Annotated in this window: 9 protein-coding genes and 1 pseudogene; 5 read left to right on the top strand and 5 right to left on the bottom strand. The window is 34.7% G+C overall.

Annotated elements, in window-relative coordinates:
* Window positions 1–151 precede the first annotated feature (151 nt).
* Both CLU81_RS00695 and CLU81_RS00690 read left to right on the top strand, forming a co-directional pair.
* Window positions 152–2,491 (top strand): glycoside hydrolase N-terminal domain-containing protein, encoded by a 2,340-nt coding sequence (locus CLU81_RS00695; RefSeq protein ID WP_099708067.1) that lies wholly within the window; start codon window positions 152–154, stop codon window positions 2,489–2,491.
* Window positions 2,492–2,729: 238 nt separating this feature from the next.
* The gene (locus CLU81_RS00690; RefSeq protein ID WP_099708066.1) at window positions 2,730–4,997 is read left to right on the top strand and encodes a GH92 family glycosyl hydrolase; all 2,268 of its coding nucleotides are present in this window, start codon (window positions 2,730–2,732) and stop codon (window positions 4,995–4,997) included.
* A 273-nt stretch (window positions 4,998–5,270) separates the two neighbouring features.
* On the opposite strand, the pseudogene gldM reads toward CLU81_RS00690, so the two are convergent.
* The 5 genes and pseudogenes from gldM to CLU81_RS00665 all read right to left on the bottom strand — a co-directional run bounded on the left by gldM (window position 5,271) and on the right by CLU81_RS00665 (window position 13,731).
* Window positions 5,271–6,807, bottom strand: a pseudogene (gldM, locus tag CLU81_RS00685) (gliding motility protein GldM).
* A gap of 48 nt (window positions 6,808–6,855) precedes the next feature.
* Window positions 6,856–7,503, bottom strand: coding sequence for a gliding motility protein GldL (gene gldL / locus CLU81_RS00680; RefSeq protein ID WP_099708065.1), 648 nt, complete (start codon window positions 7,501–7,503; stop codon window positions 6,856–6,858).
* Window positions 7,504–7,951: 448 nt separating this feature from the next.
* Window positions 7,952–11,266 (bottom strand): DUF5107 domain-containing protein, encoded by a 3,315-nt coding sequence (locus CLU81_RS00675; protein ID WP_099708064.1) that lies wholly within the window; start codon window positions 11,264–11,266, stop codon window positions 7,952–7,954.
* Between the two features lie 18 nt (window positions 11,267–11,284).
* Window positions 11,285–12,694 (bottom strand): sugar porter family MFS transporter, encoded by a 1,410-nt coding sequence (locus tag CLU81_RS00670; RefSeq protein WP_099708063.1) that lies wholly within the window; start codon window positions 12,692–12,694, stop codon window positions 11,285–11,287.
* A gap of 128 nt (window positions 12,695–12,822) precedes the next feature.
* Entirely contained in the window at window positions 12,823–13,731 is a 909-nt protein-coding gene (locus CLU81_RS00665) for an AraC family transcriptional regulator (protein WP_099708062.1), read from the bottom strand.
* 137 nt (window positions 13,732–13,868) lie between these two features.
* Between CLU81_RS00665 and CLU81_RS00660 the strand changes: the two genes are divergently transcribed.
* The 3 genes from CLU81_RS00660 to CLU81_RS00650 all read left to right on the top strand — a co-directional run bounded on the left by CLU81_RS00660 (window position 13,869) and on the right by CLU81_RS00650 (window position 18,140).
* Window positions 13,869–14,900 carry an aldose epimerase family protein gene (locus tag CLU81_RS00660; protein ID WP_099708061.1) on the top strand — a complete coding sequence of 344 codons (1,032 nt, stop codon included), beginning with the start codon at window positions 13,869–13,871 and terminating at the stop codon, window positions 14,898–14,900.
* Window positions 14,901–15,115: 215 nt separating this feature from the next.
* Window positions 15,116–17,044, top strand: coding sequence for a glycoside hydrolase family 97 protein (locus CLU81_RS00655; protein ID WP_099708060.1), 1,929 nt, complete (start codon window positions 15,116–15,118; stop codon window positions 17,042–17,044).
* 538 nt (window positions 17,045–17,582) lie between these two features.
* Window positions 17,583–18,140 (top strand): RNA polymerase sigma-70 factor, encoded by a 558-nt coding sequence (locus tag CLU81_RS00650; RefSeq protein WP_099708059.1) that lies wholly within the window; start codon window positions 17,583–17,585, stop codon window positions 18,138–18,140.
* Window positions 18,141–18,174 lie beyond the last annotated feature (34 nt).

Here is an 18,174-nt window from a genome sequence, read left to right as displayed (position 1 = left end):
TAACAGGTTTCCAAAACCTGGTAGGTATGTTTTTAGGACCCAAAATATTCTCAACACAAACGTGTCAGGTTTAATACACATCGTAAAAACGATTAAATAAATTTGTCAAAGATTAAAGAATCATTTGATCTGTGGCTAAAAAATACAAAATATGAATATCAAAAAATACAAAGCATTACTTTTTATAATGTTGCCTTTTTTGGGCTATTCGCAAAGTAATCCATTAGAATTATGGTATACAAAACCAGCCTCTCAATGGGAAGAAACATTGCCATTAGGAAACGGACGTTTGGGAATTATGCCCGATGGAGGAATCGCGACCGAAAAATTGGTTCTTAACGATATTACTTTATGGAGCGGATCTTCGCAAGACGCGAACAATTATAAAGCATACACATTCTTGCCTCAGATCAGAGAATTGCTTTTAGCCAATAAAAACAGCGATGCCGAAAAGCTAATCAATGAAAATTTTGTTTGTACAGGTCCGGGTTCAGGAAGTGGAGACGGAGCAAATGTGCAATTTGGATGTTATCAGGTTTTAGGCGATATGACCTTAAAATTTGATTATAAAACCCAATCAAAAGCTACAAATTACAGCAGAAATCTTAATATACAAACTGCAATTGCAACAACTCAATTTACACTTGATGGCGTAACGTATAAACGTGAATATTTTGCAGGTTTTGGTGATGATGCCGCTTTTATCAAATTAACTTCAAGTAAAAAAGGGAAGTTGAATTTTACTGTTAAGTTAGACAGACCAGAACATTTTAAAACCGTAAATGGCAGCGATAATTCCCTTCTAATGTCAGGACAATTAAACAATGGAATCGACGGAAAAGGAATGAAATATGAAGCTAAAGTAAAAGCTCAATTAAAAGACGGAAATGTTTTATACACTAACAATATAATCGAAATAAAAAATGCAACAGAAGTAGTATTATTTATTTCTGCAGGAACCGATTTTAAAGATAAAAACTTCGAATCTTCAGTAGATAAAATTTTGGATTTAGCAATGCAAAAGAAATACCAGGATCAAAAGAAAACACATATCGAAAATTATCAAAAGTTATTCAATCGTGTGGCTTTAAATTTTGGTAAATCTAGCAAAAAGACGTTGCCTACAAATGAGCGTTTAGATGCTTTTATGAAAGATTCCGATTCAGATACAGGACTTCCGGTTCTGTTTTACCAATACGGTCGTTATTTAAGTATTAGCAGTACCAGAGTAGGATTGTTGCCGCCAAATTTACAAGGTTTATGGGCACATCAAGTACAAACACCATGGAACGGAGATTACCATCTTGACGTAAATGTTCAGATGAATCATTGGGCATTAGAAACAGGAAATTTATCAGAATTGAATCTTCCGCTAAAAGATTTGGTTAAAGAAATGGTTCCTTACGGAGAAAAAACAGCCAAAGCTTATTATAATGCCGATGGTTGGGTAGCGCACGTAATTACTAACGTTTGGGGCTTTACAGAACCTGGAGAAAGTGCTTCGTGGGGAATTGCAAAAGCGGGTTCTGGTTGGTTATGTAACAATTTATGGAACCATTATTTATATTCAAATGATAAAGAATATTTGGCCGAAATTTATCCAATTATAAAAGGAGCGGCTCAATTTTACAATAGTATGTTGGTCAAAGACCCTGAAACGGGTTGGTTGGTAACTTCACCATCTGTATCACCTGAAAATTCATTTTTCTTACCAAACGGACAGGACGCTCATGTTTGTATGGGACCAACAATTGACAATCAGATTGTTCGTGAATTATTTGATAACGTAATCACAGCATCTGCAAAATTAGGATTGGACAATGATCTAAGAATTGAACTTGAAAAACGATTAAAATTATTACCTCCGGCAGGAGTAGTTTCGCCTGACGGAAGGATTCAGGAATGGTTAAAACCATATAAAGAACCAGATCCGCAGCATCGTCATGTTTCTCATTTATACGGTTTATATCCGGCATCTTTAATTACGCCAGAAAGCACTCCGGAACTTGCAGAAGCAGCTAAGAAAACTCTTGAAGTAAGAGGAGATGATGGTCCAAGTTGGTCTATAGCTTACAAAATGTTGTTTTGGTCCCGTTTGAAAGAAGGAAACCGAGCTTACAAATTATTAAAAACAATTCTTAGACCAACATTGGCAACAAACATCAATTATGGAGCTGGAGGAGGAGTTTATCCAAATTTACTTTCTGCAGGACCGCCGTTTCAAATTGACGGAAATTTTGGAGCTACAGCAGGAATCGGCGAAATGCTGATTCAAAGTCACGCCGGATTTATCGAATTATTGCCTGCAATGCCAGATGTTTGGTTAAACCAAGGTGAAGTAAAAGGACTTAAAGCTGAAGGAAACTTTACAATAAATATCAAATGGGAAAAAGGAAAAGTGACTAAATATGAAGTTTTATCTCCTGTACCAACAAAGGTTAAAGTGAAAGTGAACGGAGAAATGAAAGAGATTACATTTTCTAAATTATAATTTATTTAAACCTGGCAGTCCCGAAGCCTCGGGATTAAAATCTGTCAGGTTTAATACTTGAATAGCCTCCTGCTTTAGCTGGTGGTTATTGTAGTGAGAGTCAAATATGGCTTTAGCCGAAATCTTAAAATATTTTGGCTAAAGCCATTTTTTAAATCAATTCTTTTAATCTCCAGCTAAAGCAGGAGTCTATTCCATAGAAGAATGAAATCATATTTTACTAATTTAATTCTAAACAATGACTTTAAATAAAATATTATTCTGCGGTGTATTTCTAAGTTCAATAATTCTGGGAGCACAAACTAAAGAGAAAATAACGTCGCACGTAAACCCATTTATTGGCACTGGAGCAGCACACGGATCGCCACTTTCAGGTAATAATTATCCCGGAGCAACAGTTCCGTTTGGAATGGTGCAATTAAGTCCTGATACCCGCAATACTCCAGATTGGAGTGTTGCTTGTGGCTATAATTATAACGATACAACCATTGCAGGTTTTAGCCACACACATTTAAGCGGAACTGGTGTAGCTGAATTATTCGATGTCATGTTGATGCCATTTAGTGGTGCAATAGTCAAGGAAGAAGCCGGACAAAATGCGTATCAATCTAAATTTTCTCATGAAAAGGAATCAGCTAAACCCGGTTATTACAGCGTAGAATTGTTAGATTATCAGATAAAAGCAGAACTTACCGCAACTACACATGCAGGTTTTCATAAATACAGTTTTCCTAAAAATAAAGAAGCTCATATCGTGATTGATTTAGATCATTCGATGAAAAAGTCTGATTGGAATACTCGCATAATTGCTTCACAAATCTCATTTCCTAACGATCATACTATCGAAGGTTACCGAATTATCACAGGTTGGGCACCAATGCGAAAAGTATTTTTTCATGCTGAATTTTCACAACCTATAATCCGTAATCATGTAACTGACGGCGGAAATGTTTATGACAATGCCAAAATAGTCAACGGAAATGCAATTCGTGCCATTTTAGATTTTGATACTTCAAAACAACAGGAAGTTCTGGTGAAAGTAGGAATCTCAGCAACCAGTATCGAAAATGCACGTTTGAATGTTCAGGATGAAATCCCTGATTGGGATTTTAACGCAACCGTAAATGCTGCTGATGCTATTTGGGAAAAAGAACTCGGAAAAATAAAAATTGAGGCAACAGAAGAACAGAAACAAATTTTCTACACTGCTTTGTATCACACTTTCATTCAACCGAATACTTTATCAGATGTTAGCGGAGATTATCCTTCAGCCGATTTTACGACCAGAAATTCATCAAAACCTTATTATTCAACATTTTCTTTGTGGGATACGTATCGTGGCGCACATCCTTTGTACACGATTTTACAGCCTGAACGTTCGGTTGATTTTGTAAATAGCATGTTGGCGTATTATAAAGCTTTTGGATATTTACCAATCTGGCAATTGTGGGGACAAGAAAATTACTGCATGATAGGCAATCACGCCATTCCGGTTGTGGTTGACGCTGTTCTTAAAAATCTATCGGGAATTGATACCGAAGCAGCATTTGAAGCCGTAAAGAATTCGGCAACGCGTGAACATCCGGGGTCTCCATTTAGTATTTGGGAAAAGTATGGTTACATTCCGGAGAATCTAAAATCCCAATCGGTTTCATTGACGTTAGAAATGGCTTATGATGATTGGTGTGTAGCCGAATTAGCGAAGAAACTTGGGGAAACAGATGATTATAATCATTTTACAAAACGTTCTCAATTTTATAGAAATCTATATGACAAACAAATAGGATTCTTCAGAGCCAAAGATGATAAAGGCAATTGGATTGGTCCATTCGATCCATTAAAATACGGTGCAAATGGTGGATATCCTTTCACGGAAGGCAACGGCTGGCAATACTTTTGGTATGTTCCTCAAGATGTAAAAGGGCTTATAAATTTAGTTGGTGGAGATAATGCTTTCACCAAAAAACTAGATACTTTTTTCACCTTAGAAGATAAACCCGAAGAAGTTAATGATAATGCTTCCGGTTTCATTGGTCAATATGCACACGGAAACGAACCAAGTCATCATATTGCTTATTTATACAATTACGCAGGTCAACCTTGGAAAACGCAACAATATGTTTCAGAGATTTTGAAAAAGATGTACAATACAACTTCATCAGGTTATTCCGGAAATGATGATTGTGGTGAACTTTCGGCTTGGTATATTTTTAGTGCAATGGGATTTTATCCTGTTAATCCTGCAAGCAGTATTTATGTTATTGGATCGCCATTATTGAAAGAAGCTTCTATTGAATTAAAAGACGGAAAGATCTTTAAAGTTATAGCAAAGAACGTTTCTGATAAAAATATTTATATCCAAAGCGCCAAATTAAACGGTAAAAGTTATAGTAAAACCTTTGTTAATCAATCAGATATTGATAATGGCGGAGTTTTAGAATTTATAATGGGATCAAAACCCAATAATAAATGGGGAACAAAAATAGAGGATAGACCAATTAAATAAATTTTACGAAAATTGCCCACAGATTATACAGATTGAACGGGTTTTCGCAGATTTTAATTTTAGTATTTGTACATGTCACTATGAGTAAAAAAAATCCGTTTTTATCCGCGTTTTCGCGAAGCGAATCCGTGTCATACGCGTACTATATTTAATTCCAAGAATGACAAGATTGTAAAAAAACAATAAAAAAAAGGTTTAATGAAATTAATCATTAAACCTTTTTTTGTTTCCAAAAAACTAACAGTTTAAATCGTGTCAGATCTAGTATTTGTCTTATTGTATCTCGTAAATTACCGGAGCAGTTCTTGGCAATAAATAACTACCAGCTCCGGCAAGTTTAGTTTTAATTTCAGAAATAGTAACCTGATCTCCTTTACCTGCTCTTGAAAGAACTTGTTTACATTGTGCATTTAATTTGTTACCGTTAACAACAACTGTAGGTTGTCCGGCAATTTTTAAGTTAAATCCAACAACTTCTAAACCAACTTCAAAATCAAAATCAAGTAAATTAGCACCAATTGTAGCAATTTCTAAGTTAGATCTAGGTCCTTTAACGATACCCATTTCACCTCTAATTGTTCCTGTTGGTCCGGGAATACCTTTAATTCTAAATGTTTTTTTATCCGTAACCTGATCTCCGTTTGGTAATGTACCAGTTACAGAAATAGTAGTTTCAGTACCTGAACCCGGGCTCATGTTATATTTTCCTGCTTTTCCAGCTGAAGATAATCCCGGAGCACTAGCAACAACTTTATTATCAGCAACACCGGCGAATGATACAGAGATTGGGTTAACAACACCTCTATAAACTATTCATTTTGTCTGCAGAAATAGTAGCAGAATTTGGTTTTGGTACAACAACATAAGTTCCATTAAAAGGAAGATTAATTGGTTTACCATTTTCAACAAAATTGAAAGAACCTCCAATTTTTTGTTCTCCAACACCACCAGCAGTCATCTCTAGTATAGCTTGACCATTTACTAATTTACCGGGACCTTTAAAGTCACTAAATTGAGCATTTGGATCATATTTACCCAAAACCACTTTACCGGTAACTTTTTCTCCTTGGAAATAAGCATTTTTGTCTAAAACAACAATTGCCTGAAATTTGCTATAAGAAGCTTCTGCTACTGCAGCTTTTCCTAAAGCAGCACTGTAAACATCAGATTCTGCTTTTTGAATATCATTTTGCCAAGCCGAAAGGTTAGCTAATGAAGCTACAGCCGGGAAACCTTTAAAGTGATAAGCTAGATATTTATCTTTTAAACCTTCTTTATTTTTTACATCTGAAACATCAAATTTCTTTTCAACTTCAGCTAAAATTACAGCATATTTTTTATCTGATAATGCAGATTTCATAGCTGCTTTATACTTCTCAATATGAGAAATGATATCATTACCTTTAGCTGTATATCCTTCTCCAGTAAACCAGTTGTCTATATTGTCGCTTTTGTCCATAGACTCATAAGGTAATTTTCCTGTTTCTTTGTCGGTTTCAAAACCTTTTAAAACATCACCTTTTAGAGATCCGATGTATGCATAAAATTCTTTTGAAGCTGTTTCAACTTTATGAGCAGTAACTGCAGCAGTTGCGAATTCTCCTTTGGTTTCAGAAGCTTTTAAATCTAAAGCTGATAAAAGTTCCTCATTTGAAGTTTTTGAAGAAGTATTAGCGCTTTCAAATCTTTCATTCATTAAGCCAAAAGCAGATAAAACTTCTTTTGACATATTCATTGCTAACATTGCGATGAAAACCAGATACATCAGGTTAATCATCTTTTGTCTAGGGGTTAATTTTCCTCCTGCCATTATTTCTAATTAGTTTTTATTAATAAAATTATAATAGTTAAAAACTAATTATCCTTTGTTATTCATTGCAGAAAGCATACCACCGTAAACACTGTTCAAAGAAGCAATGTTTGCAGTCATTGATTGCATTTGTTCTTTTAATTTAGAAGCATTTTCAGCGATTTCGCTGTTTGCTTGTGCATTTCTTGAAGCACTTTCTAATTGTACTTTGTATAAGCTGTTTAATGATTCCATTTGTGCAGCAGCCATAGACATTTCTTCAGCATATTTCTTTTGTCCAGCGATAGAATCTACTGTTGGAGAAATTGCTTTTGCAGCTCCTTCGAAATTTTTGATTGAGTTTCCTAAACTTGACATTAATTCTCCGTCAATTTTAGCTTCTCTCAACATAGTGTCTAATTTTTGAGACAACAATCCTTGAGTATCAGATGGAGTTTCAACTTTGTCCGCTTTTTTTCTAGCTTGACCATTAGCCAATTCCGGGTAAACAAGACTCCAGTCTAATTCATGATCTACTGGTTCAAAAGCAGAAAGTGCAAAGATTAACGCCTCAGTTACTAATCCCACAGAAAGCATCAATGTACCAGTTAATGGTCCAATTTCAAAGTGAGTAATTTTGAATAATGCTCCAATAATTACTACTGCCGCTCCCATACCATAAGCGAAATTCATTGCTTTTTTACTTAATAATGCCATAATTTTGTTTGTTTTAAAATTTTAAATTGTGTTTTTGGTTTAATAATAAGTTTCGACTAGCGTGCTAATTTTTATCATATAATTAGACGTAATTCGTTGTTTATTAAAAACATGCAAAAATACTTCGCACAATAAAATATGATAAAACATAAGAAAGTATTAAAATATCAGATTAGGACATTTTTTGATGTAAAGTGTTGGAGTGTTCTATGACCTTTGTCAAAGTTTAAAACTTTGACAAAGGTTCGCCATCAAAGTTATTCTGCACAGTTCTGTCGAGATGACAAGATTGAAAAGAATCAGTGCAAGCAAAATAAAAAAATCCGTTTTTATCCGCGTTTTCGCGAAGCGAATCTGTGTCATCCGCGTACCATATTCATTACAAAAAAAGCCCCAACAAGTTTTTTAAAACCTGTCGGGGCTAATTACTAACCACTAACCATTATTTTTAAACAGAAACCGATTCTTCATTCTTTAATAAAGACAAATGAATCGTAACTCCTGAATGACTTTTTTCTTCAGAAAGAACAGTTGTAAAAGTTTCTTCCGCTTCTGCTTTTTTATCCAAACCAAGAAGACCTAAACCTTGCATATACAAGCAGTGAATTTTGTTACGTTTATCTAAATCATCTTCCCAAATCATAAGATCAGGTAGTGAAACCGCGAAATAATCAATCGTAACATGATCGTTTAGATGCTTTTGTGCATAAGCAACGAGCTTTTCGAAACGTTTATTAGCTTCAGAAATGTCGTTTAATTTTAAGAAAGCAAGACCTTGATAGAAAATTTTATCCGGTTGCTGATCGTTATAGAAAATCGCTGCTGTTGGTTCTTCTAATCCCTGAGTCGCTTTTTTCCACCAATTATTAGCTTCTTCCTGATTATTCTTTTTATCGAAAGCAACGCCTAACCAATAATGAATATCATTTTCCTGCGCGCCAGGTAATTTCCCTTCACCTAAATTATCAGGATAAGTTTGCGCTTGTTCTAAAAGTTCAATTGCTTCATCATAATTTCCTTCGGAGATTTGTTGTTTGGCAATTTCAGTTAAAGAAACCAGATATTGTCCGCTTACTTTTCCTTCGCCGCCTTCCCACGGATGGAAAATTCGGTTTTGTAATAGGGTTAACGCTTTATCGTGTTTGCCTAAAAGATTGTACAAAGCCACTCTTTCTAAGTAAACATCGTCACGCTGAATCACCAATTCTAAATGTTTCTCTAAGAAAGCCAATCTGAAAACCAAATCTCTGTTCAAACGTTTGTACAATTGATCGAGTTCCATTAAAATTCTTGAATCACTTAAATCTAAAGAGAACGCCTTTTCTAAACTAGCAAGCGCTTTTTGTTCGTTTTCTAATTTATTATAATAGGCTAAAGCCAAATTACGATGTACAGTTGGGAAAGTATCATCTATAGCCACAGATTGTTCCCAACAAGAAATAGCATCATCATAAAATTTAGAAGCATACCAGAAGTTTCCTAAATAATACAAAGCTTTTGCATCATTGGTTTGTTTCTTAATTACATTTTGAAGTACCAAAGCCGCTTCAACCTGATTAGGAAAACAATAATCCGGCTTTGCCTGAGACGCCATTTTGAAGCATTTTTCGGCTTGACCGTAATCATTTAATTTTTCGTAGAAAGAACCCGCAAAATACCAAGCCATTGGATAAGTTTCCTCATCTTTTAATCCTTCATTCAATAAACTCGCAGCTTCCTGATATAAACCTGCAGCAGCATAATCTAATGCATACTCTATATAGGTATGAATATTGTTTCTGATCAATGAATTAAAATACGCAAGGTCTTTTTTGTCATTGCTTAAAAGATATTTTTCGAAAAGTAATCCAAAATTGAAGCAATCATTTTCAAGATAATCATTAGCTAATTTTAATGCTTTTTCTTGTTGACCTAATTTTCTAAGAAAGGCAACTTGCAAATGCAACGCTTTATGATCTTCGGTATTTTTAGAAATTGCTTTTTTGATGTGTGTCAAAGCCAATTCATAATCGCCGTTTAAAGCGTCAAGTTGTGCTACATAAAAGTAACCTTGATTTTGCCAGGCAGCATTCCACGTTGCTTTGTAGAAAGCATCATAAGCTTCTTTGTTTTTATCTTGATATTTAAGACATAAACCTAAATTGAAATACGCTTCGCCATCATATGGATTCGGGTTTCTCTGTGTCAAAGTTTTTATTGCTGCTCTAAAATAAGGTTCAGCTTCTGTGAATTTTGCTCTTCGCATCAACCATAATCCCATCGCATTATTCGAACGAACATCGCCAACATCACGTTTTATAGCTTCTTTATAATACGGAATCGGGCTATAAGTAGCGTGTCTGTATTGCTCTAAATGTTGTGCTGTAAGGAACAATTGCTCATTACTTTCAATATCTTCAGGCGCTAAAGCAGGTTTTGCAGCTTCAGGAATTTCAGCCTCATTTGGTCCTTCGTAAGCCCAATCTACCAAGACTTTATCATCAGAATCAGTTACTGAAATTGATAAACCTTCTAACGAAGTATTATTGTCAAAATCAATCGTTTCTTCGAATGAATTGTATGGAGAAGCATCGTATTGTTTTTGTAATAAAACAGTATCGTTATTCTTTAACGTAACCGTTGTATTCGGATAAACACCTGTTGTATAAGCTTTAATCACTAATTTATTGTCGATACTTTCCAGATTTACCATAGCATTTTTAGTCGCATTTTTAACGATACCTAAATCGCGATACGGCATAAAATACTGTGTAAAATCTTTCTGTTCACCTGGCATAATCCACGTAAAATCAGGCTGATTATCGGTATAAACACCACACATTAATTCGATATATGGACCATCTTCATCAGTAAGGTTACGATCCCATGCACGACCGAAATCTCCATGTCCCCAAGTCCATTGTTTTTTTCCGGGCGAAACATGATGATTGGCTACGTGAAGCAATCCGCCTTTTGAATCATTTTCGTATCCGCCCACAAAATTATATTTAGACGCAATCGCCATATAAGACGTTGGAACCGGAATATTTTTATAACGTGAAATATCAGTTCCCGGCGAATAATCTACCTTATAATACGTTCCTTTTGCAATTGGGAAAGACGAAACATCACGTTTTCCATGATCGAAAACGGCATTTACATCCGGTGGAAAAACCGATTGATAATCGTCATTTACCTTAACCGCAGGATTTGCCCACCATAAAAAGGTTTGCGGGAATGAAGTTCTATTGTACAATTGAGCTTTAATTTCTAAATACGCTTTATCAGGATATAATCGGAAACCCGCCATGCCTTTGGTTCTAAACATACGCTCAACTTCGCTGCACCAAACCGTTGCGCTTCCATCTTCATGTTCTTCAATCGTAAAATCTACCGGATCAAAAGTTGTTGGTCTGTGGTGTTGTGGCCAGTTAAACTCGATTCCACCAGAAATCCAAGGACCTGTAAGTCCTACTAATGCAGGTTTTACAACCTGATTATAATATACAAAATGACGTTCTTTGGTTTTGTCGTAAGCCATATGCACACGTCCGCCAAGTTCAGGCAAGATCATTATTTTAACAAACTCATTTTCAAGATAAACGGCTTGATATTCTTTGTCGATTTTTTCGTCTGCGATTTTTTCAATAACCGGATAAGGATATACAGATCCGTTACTTCCCTGATAAACTCTTTTTTCAATAAATACAGGATTTTTTTCAGGTTTGCCCACCTCATAGGTTGGTAGGATTATTTTTTCCTTCCAAACATTTACTTTTTGCATGATGTAATGAAATTTAAATTATTGAATATTCTTTGATTTTTTATCAGAAACCATCAGTTCTTCAATCTCTTCAAGACTTTTGTTTTTGGTTTCGGGAAGTTTTTTAAATACAAACACAAATCCTAAGGCACAGATGATTCCGTAGATCCAGAAAGTTCCGGATGTGCCAAGATATTCGTTGAAAATAGGGAAGGTTTGTACTAAAAGCGCAGAAGCAATCCAGAGTGCAAATGTGGCTACAGACATCGCAACACCACGGATTTTGTTAGGGAAAATTTCAGATAAAATAACCCATGTAATAGGAGCAAGGGACATGGCATAAATAGCGATTGCTAATAATACCAGTAATAATAAAGGGAGTCCGGTAACATTGGTATAATAAAAATAACCCAATAAAGCGTAGATTACAGCAAGTGCGCCAGAACCAAAAAGCATTAGTTTTTTACGTCCAATTTTGTCTACAGTTCCCATCGCAACCAATGTAAATACAAGGTTAATACTTCCTGTAATAACAATATTCATAAACAAATCATTGATACTATAACCCGCCGAAACGAAGATTTCCTGAGCATAGTTAAAGATGATATTAATACCGCACCATTGTTGGAAAGCAGCCAATACAATCCCGATTACCAGAATTGGCAATGCTTTTTTATCCAATAACATTCTGAAATCGGTTTGCTCCGTTTCCTCAGTGAAAGTTTCTTTAATTTTTGAGATAGCTTCTTTTCCGTAAGCTAATCCACCAATTTTGGTAAGTGTTGCTTCGGCTGTATCATTTTTTCCTTTTTTAGCCAAATATCTCGGGCTTTCAGGAATTAAAAACATTAGAATAAAGAATAAAACTGCTGGAAAAAATCCTGCCCAAAACATCCATCTCCAACCTGTTTGACCATTCCATGAAGCCAGAATCTGAGCGTGTGTATATCCAGCCGGAATAACTTCGGTAATCAACATATTAGTTATTTGCGCGGCAAGAATACCTATAACTACAGTAAGTTGGTTAATCGAAACGAAAAGTCCGCGGGTTTCTTGCGGAGCGATTTCTGCAATATATAAAGGTGAAATTGTCGACGCAATCCCAATTCCGATTCCGCCAATAATACGCCAGATAATAAATACGGTAAAAGTTTCTGAAGCTCCTGTACCAAGCGCACATAAGGAGAATAATACGGCGGCAACGATCAACATAGGGCGTCTTCCGTATGTATCAGCCAGTTTTCCCGCAACTGCGGCTCCCGCAACGCAACCTACAAGGGCGCTACTCATTGCCCATCCTTGTAAAGCCGGAGAATCTGAAATGCCAAAATAAATTTCGTAAAATGGTTTTGCACCACCTATAACAACCCAGTCGTATCCAAAGAGTAGACCACCCAATGCTGCAACAAGGCTAATTGATAATAAAAAGGTATAATTATAATTTTTCATAAAAAGGTTTTAATAGCTTTTGTAAAATTAGCGGAATAGGAACCTTTGATTTATGGATGATTTTTTTGAATAGATGGACTATAATCTGATTTTTGAATGCTCTTTGCTAAAATACGAAAACAATTGCGTTACTGCTTGTATTCCGTGCGGTATTGTATAGGCGAAGTACTCATTATTTTTTTGAATAAACGCGAGAAATACAACGGATCATTAAACCCCAAAGCAAAGCTTATTTCTTTAATACTCATAGTGGTAAAGCTGAGATATTGGCAGGCTTTCTGCATTTTTAAATAGTTGAAATAATGTATTGGAGAATAACCGGTTTGCTTCTTAAACAAGGTAAAAAAGTGCGAAGACGAGTAATTAAAATAAGCCGCGACATCATTGATTTTTAAAGATAAATCCAAGTGTTTTTTCATATAATCAATTGCGGACTCAATAGTATTATCCTCTGAAAATTGCCTGTTTTTTTTGATAAAAAATCGCTCATATAAAAAAGCATTCAATAATTGCCATAACGAGAGATTCGCATATTCCAGATTACTGGCACTATAACCATCTTCCATAACATCAAGTATATTTTCGAAAAGCTCGATACGTCTTTCTTCGAGCGATAATTGTGGCGCTGTTTCCGGAAATTCGGTGATGAATTTTTCGTAGAAATGTGGTGCTTGCGGTCCTGTAAAATGAATCCAGTAAATACTCCACGGATTTTGTTTTAAAGCATAATAATCATGCGCCACTTCCGGAGGTATTATATAAAAGGTATTCGCTTTGAGCGTTATAGTTTTATTTTCTTTACTAATAATGCCTTCACCTTTGTAACAATAAATAAGGATATATTGCTTGCTTCCGTGTTTTCGTTTCATCGAATGGTGGCTTGCATTTGGGAAAACACCAATATCTGTAAAGTACAAACTAGAAATTAGTGCATTTTTTTTAATGCTCGAAAGAATGTTTTTAGGAATCACAATCATTCGTTGTCCTAAAAAACCTTCTCTAACTTTTATTTTTTCCTTTTGTGATGAATTCTTCATTTTCAGTTTACTAATTTTCAAATATCGTAATTTAATCCATGTTTTTAAAAAAAATGTCCATTTTGATGATAATAATCACAACTACATTTGAAATACTATTATAACAATGGTGTTTTCAATCCCTTTTTTAAAACAATATGAATCCTATTAATAAGATTGCATGCGAACCTTTTGGAGTTTGTAATGGCAAAGAAATCTTTATATTCCGAATGACAAATGTACATGGAAACTATGTCGAACTCCTTAATTATGGAGCCATAGTAAAATCCATAGTAGTACCGGACAAAAACGGAATTAAAGGAAATGTAGTTTTAGGATTTCCTACTCTTGAAGGGTATCTAAAAGACACTTCTTATATAGGAGCAACGGTTGGACGTTTTGCAAACAGAATCAATAATGCCGAATTTTCGATCGAAAATAAAACCTATTATCTGGATAAAAACGATGGTAAAAACAACAATCATAGCGGTTCGGCGGGATTTAATAACAAGGTTTTTGATTTCATTATAAAGGAAGATTCTGTGATTTTTACTTTAGAAAATGAAAATGGAGACGGTGGTTTCCCCGGAAATTTAAATGCAAAAGTCATTTATAACTGGACAGATAAAAACGAACTCAAAATTGAATTTTTGGCTGTAGCCGATGAACCAACTCCGCTGAATTTTACGAATCATTCTTATTTTAATTTATCGGCTTGCACAGAAAAAATAAGTCAACATAAACTTAATATTCGGGCGACAAAAATATTGGAAAGTAAAGAAGATTATATTCCGACAGGAAAAATTATACCGGCAGATAAATATTTGTTTTTTAATTACAAAGTAACAGATGTAATGCAAAATAAAGGTCTGAATATCTATTATATTTTTGATCGAAATTCGGCCAATGAAAATGCTGTCTGCGAATTGTACGAAGAAAAATCAGGACGATTAATGCGAGTTTACACCTCTTATCCGGGCGTACAATTGTATACAGGAGATTATTTAAACAGTGCAATAATCGGCGAACATTCTAAACATTATGAACCTTTTGATGGACTTTGTTTAGAATGTCAATATTATCCGGATAGTCCGAATCATGTTCATTTTCCAAATACAATTTTTGGAGCCGGACAAGTTTATAACGAAACGATTACGTATGCTTTTGATGTTGTAATTCTTGAGAATTAAAAAAAATATGCCACAGATTATAAAGATTAAAATGATTTTGTTTCACGCAGATTTAGCAGATTAGAGCAAATTTAATTTTAGATTTTTATTAAATTAATCTGCACTGATCTGCTTAAATCTTTTTAAATCTGCGTGAAAAAATAATTCGTGAAATTGATGGCTAAAAAAACTTTACTAACCAATAAAAATGAACTATCACCTCTAAATTATATATAATGAAAAAAATGTTTCTTCATCGATCTTTAAATTTGCTGATACCCGCAGTATTTTTTGTGCTGACAAGTGGTAAAGCCCAAAATACAGGAATTGACCTGAAGTCTAAGGATAATCTAAATAAAATTACTTTATCGCTTAGCCAAGATGGAAAGTTGTCTTATAAAGTGACACGCAAGGATAAAACCGTAATTTTAGATTCTCCGCTAGGTTTGACTTTCGAAAATAATGATTTTACATCTGGTTTATCGGTTGTAAATGTTTCGGCTGTAGAAGAAAAACGCGAAAAATACGAACTTAAAGTTGCCAATAATAAAGCTGTAAATCATGTTTTAGAAAGTAAAAGCATAACATTTAAAAACAAGCAAGGCGCTTTAATGACAATTGATTTAATTGCCGGAGAAGAAGGTGTTGCTTTTAGATATAGATTTTCAGAAAAAGAAAATCAAACCAGAGTTCTTAAAAATGAAATTACAGGATTTCATATTGATCAAAATGCAAAAGGTTGGCTTCAACCGTATAATAAAGCGGGAGATTATACACCTGGTTATGAAGATTTTTATGTAAATGTAAAATCGGGAGATCCAATAAGTGGCGCACGAAATGAATCTGTTGGTTGGTGTATGCCAGCGCTTTTTAATGTAAATGATACTAAAAATTGGGTTCTGATTGCGGAATCCGGAACGGACGGTTCATTTCCGGGATGTCATTTACAACCGGATTCTAAAGGAGGAATTTACAGCATAGCTTTCGCTAAAAAAGACGAAAAATTTACCTTGCCTTTGCCAGATAATAATGCTTATCCGGAATCAAATTTACCGTGGACAATGCCTTGGAGAGTAATTATGATTGGCGATAAAGCAGGAGATATTTTATTGTCGACTATGATTACAGATTTGGCTCCAGCCTCAAAAATTGAAGATACTTCTTGGATTGTAGCAGGAAAAGCAGCTTGGTCATGGTGGTCACATCCTGAGGATTTTACGCCGGAAATGTATAATAAATTCACAGATGTTTCGGCTTCATTTGGTTTTAGATACACGCTTTTTGATGCAGGATGGGAAAAGGCAAATAAAGAAGGAAAAATTATTGATTATGCTTTGTCAAAAGGAGTTCAACCTTTGGTTTGGGGATATTCGGCTGAGTATTTTGATGCGGATAAAAGAAAGAAAAGGTTCAAAGAATTGGCTGATATGGGCGTAAAAGGTGTTAAAATTGACTTTTGGTGTTCAGATCGTCAAGAAGTTATGGGAACGCTACAATCAGTTTTTGAAGATGCTGCAAAACAACATTTATTAGTAAACTTACACGGAACAACTGTTCCAAGAGGTTGGCACAGAACATGGCCGAATTTTGTAACTGCAGAAGCGATATTAGGAACCGAAAGTTATTTTTATGAGCCAAGATTCCCAGAAAAAGCAGCAGAACAAAACACTGTTTTACCTTTTACAAGAAATGTTGCCGGACCTGCAGATTATACACCATTTGCATTGACTTTTAGAAAATACACACGTTTAAATACTGCAGTTCATGAGTTGTCAATGGCGATGATTTATACTTCTGGAGTTATTCATTTTGCCGATTCTGAAGAGGTTTTTAATTCATTGCCTCCTGAACTGAAGAACTTATTAAAAGAAATGCCGGCAACTTGGGATAAAACCGAATGCATAATAGGAGAACCAGGAAAAGCAATTGTACTTTCTCGTAAAAAAGATAATCTTTCGTATATCGTTGGGATTAATGGAACTAATTCTGTAACACCAGTTTCAATCGATCTTAAAAAATACAGCAAAGGTTTTTCAAAATTCAGAATTATCTCTGAAGGCAAAGATCCTTTAATGGATTTTAAAGTAGAAACTTATCCTATAACTTCAAATTGGAAATATAATTTAGCTCCAAAAGGAGGATTTATAATTGAGTTTGTGAAGTAGTCTATAATATAACTTAAACACTAAAAAAGGTGATATCTTAATTGATGTCACCTTTTTTGTTTTATAAAGATAAAAGGGCAGAAGGTTTTGTTTTTGTGCCTTTAGGTACAAAATATCGGTAGAAAAAAAATGAATTGAGAAGGGTTCAACGTGCCGTAGGTACGTAATAGATTGCGTTTTGTTGCGTACCTACGGCACGCTTTCGTATCGCGAATTTATTGGGCTACCAATATTTTGTACCTAACGGCACATTTCTTTTATATCACAAAAACTTCATTATCTCAATTTTAAACTTTCCTTCATAACATCTGAGAAATGAAATGTTAATATAATGTTTTATAATCGGATCATTTTATTAATATAAACGTAACCTTGTTGACCTACCCTCATTTCTAATTTTGGAGACATATTATAAAACAACACAACACACTGTAGAATATGTCATTTTTTAAATTGAGCACACATCGCAAGAAAATAATCGGAACTGATGTTTTGGCAAGCCTTATTTATTCGCCAAATAATACAAAAGCGCCGTATTATGTATAAAAGATTTACCGATGAAGAACTTGTCGAATTATTAAGACAAGGAAAAGACAAAGCTTTTGATGAATTATATTTTCGATATCGGGATTTATTAGTTCGCTTCGTTTATTTGAGGATGAAGTCGATTCCCATTTCTGAAGAAATTGTTCAGGAAGTTTTCACCACTATTTGGGAACGTCGAAAGACTTTGGTTATTCAAAAGAAATTTTCGGCTTATATCTATACTTCAGTTCGTTATGTGACTTTAGATTATTTCAAATCACACACCATTACAGACCAATATATAAAAGAAGTTCTGGATAGCAGTACTGTCGAATACAGCAGTACAAATGCAACAGAAGATTCTATTTATTACGAAGAATTGCAGGAAGCAGTAGATAAAGCCGCTTCGTTACTTCCTAAAAAATCCAAAGAAGTTTTTATTCTAAGCAGGATTAAGCATTACACCAACAAAGAGATAGCCGAAGAACTTAACGTTTCGCACGAAACCGTAAAGTATCATATTGCTTATGCGCTAAAGTTCATGCGCAGCTATTTGGGCGAATTCAACTGACAAAGATTTCCTGCTTGAGGTTAGCGTTTTGTTT

This window comes from Flavobacterium sp. 9, assembly GCF_002754195.1.
Lineage (GTDB): Bacteria > Bacteroidota > Bacteroidia > Flavobacteriales > Flavobacteriaceae > Flavobacterium.
The sequence above is the reverse complement of the archived record's forward strand: the minus strand, read 5'-3'. Positions and strand labels throughout refer to the sequence as shown.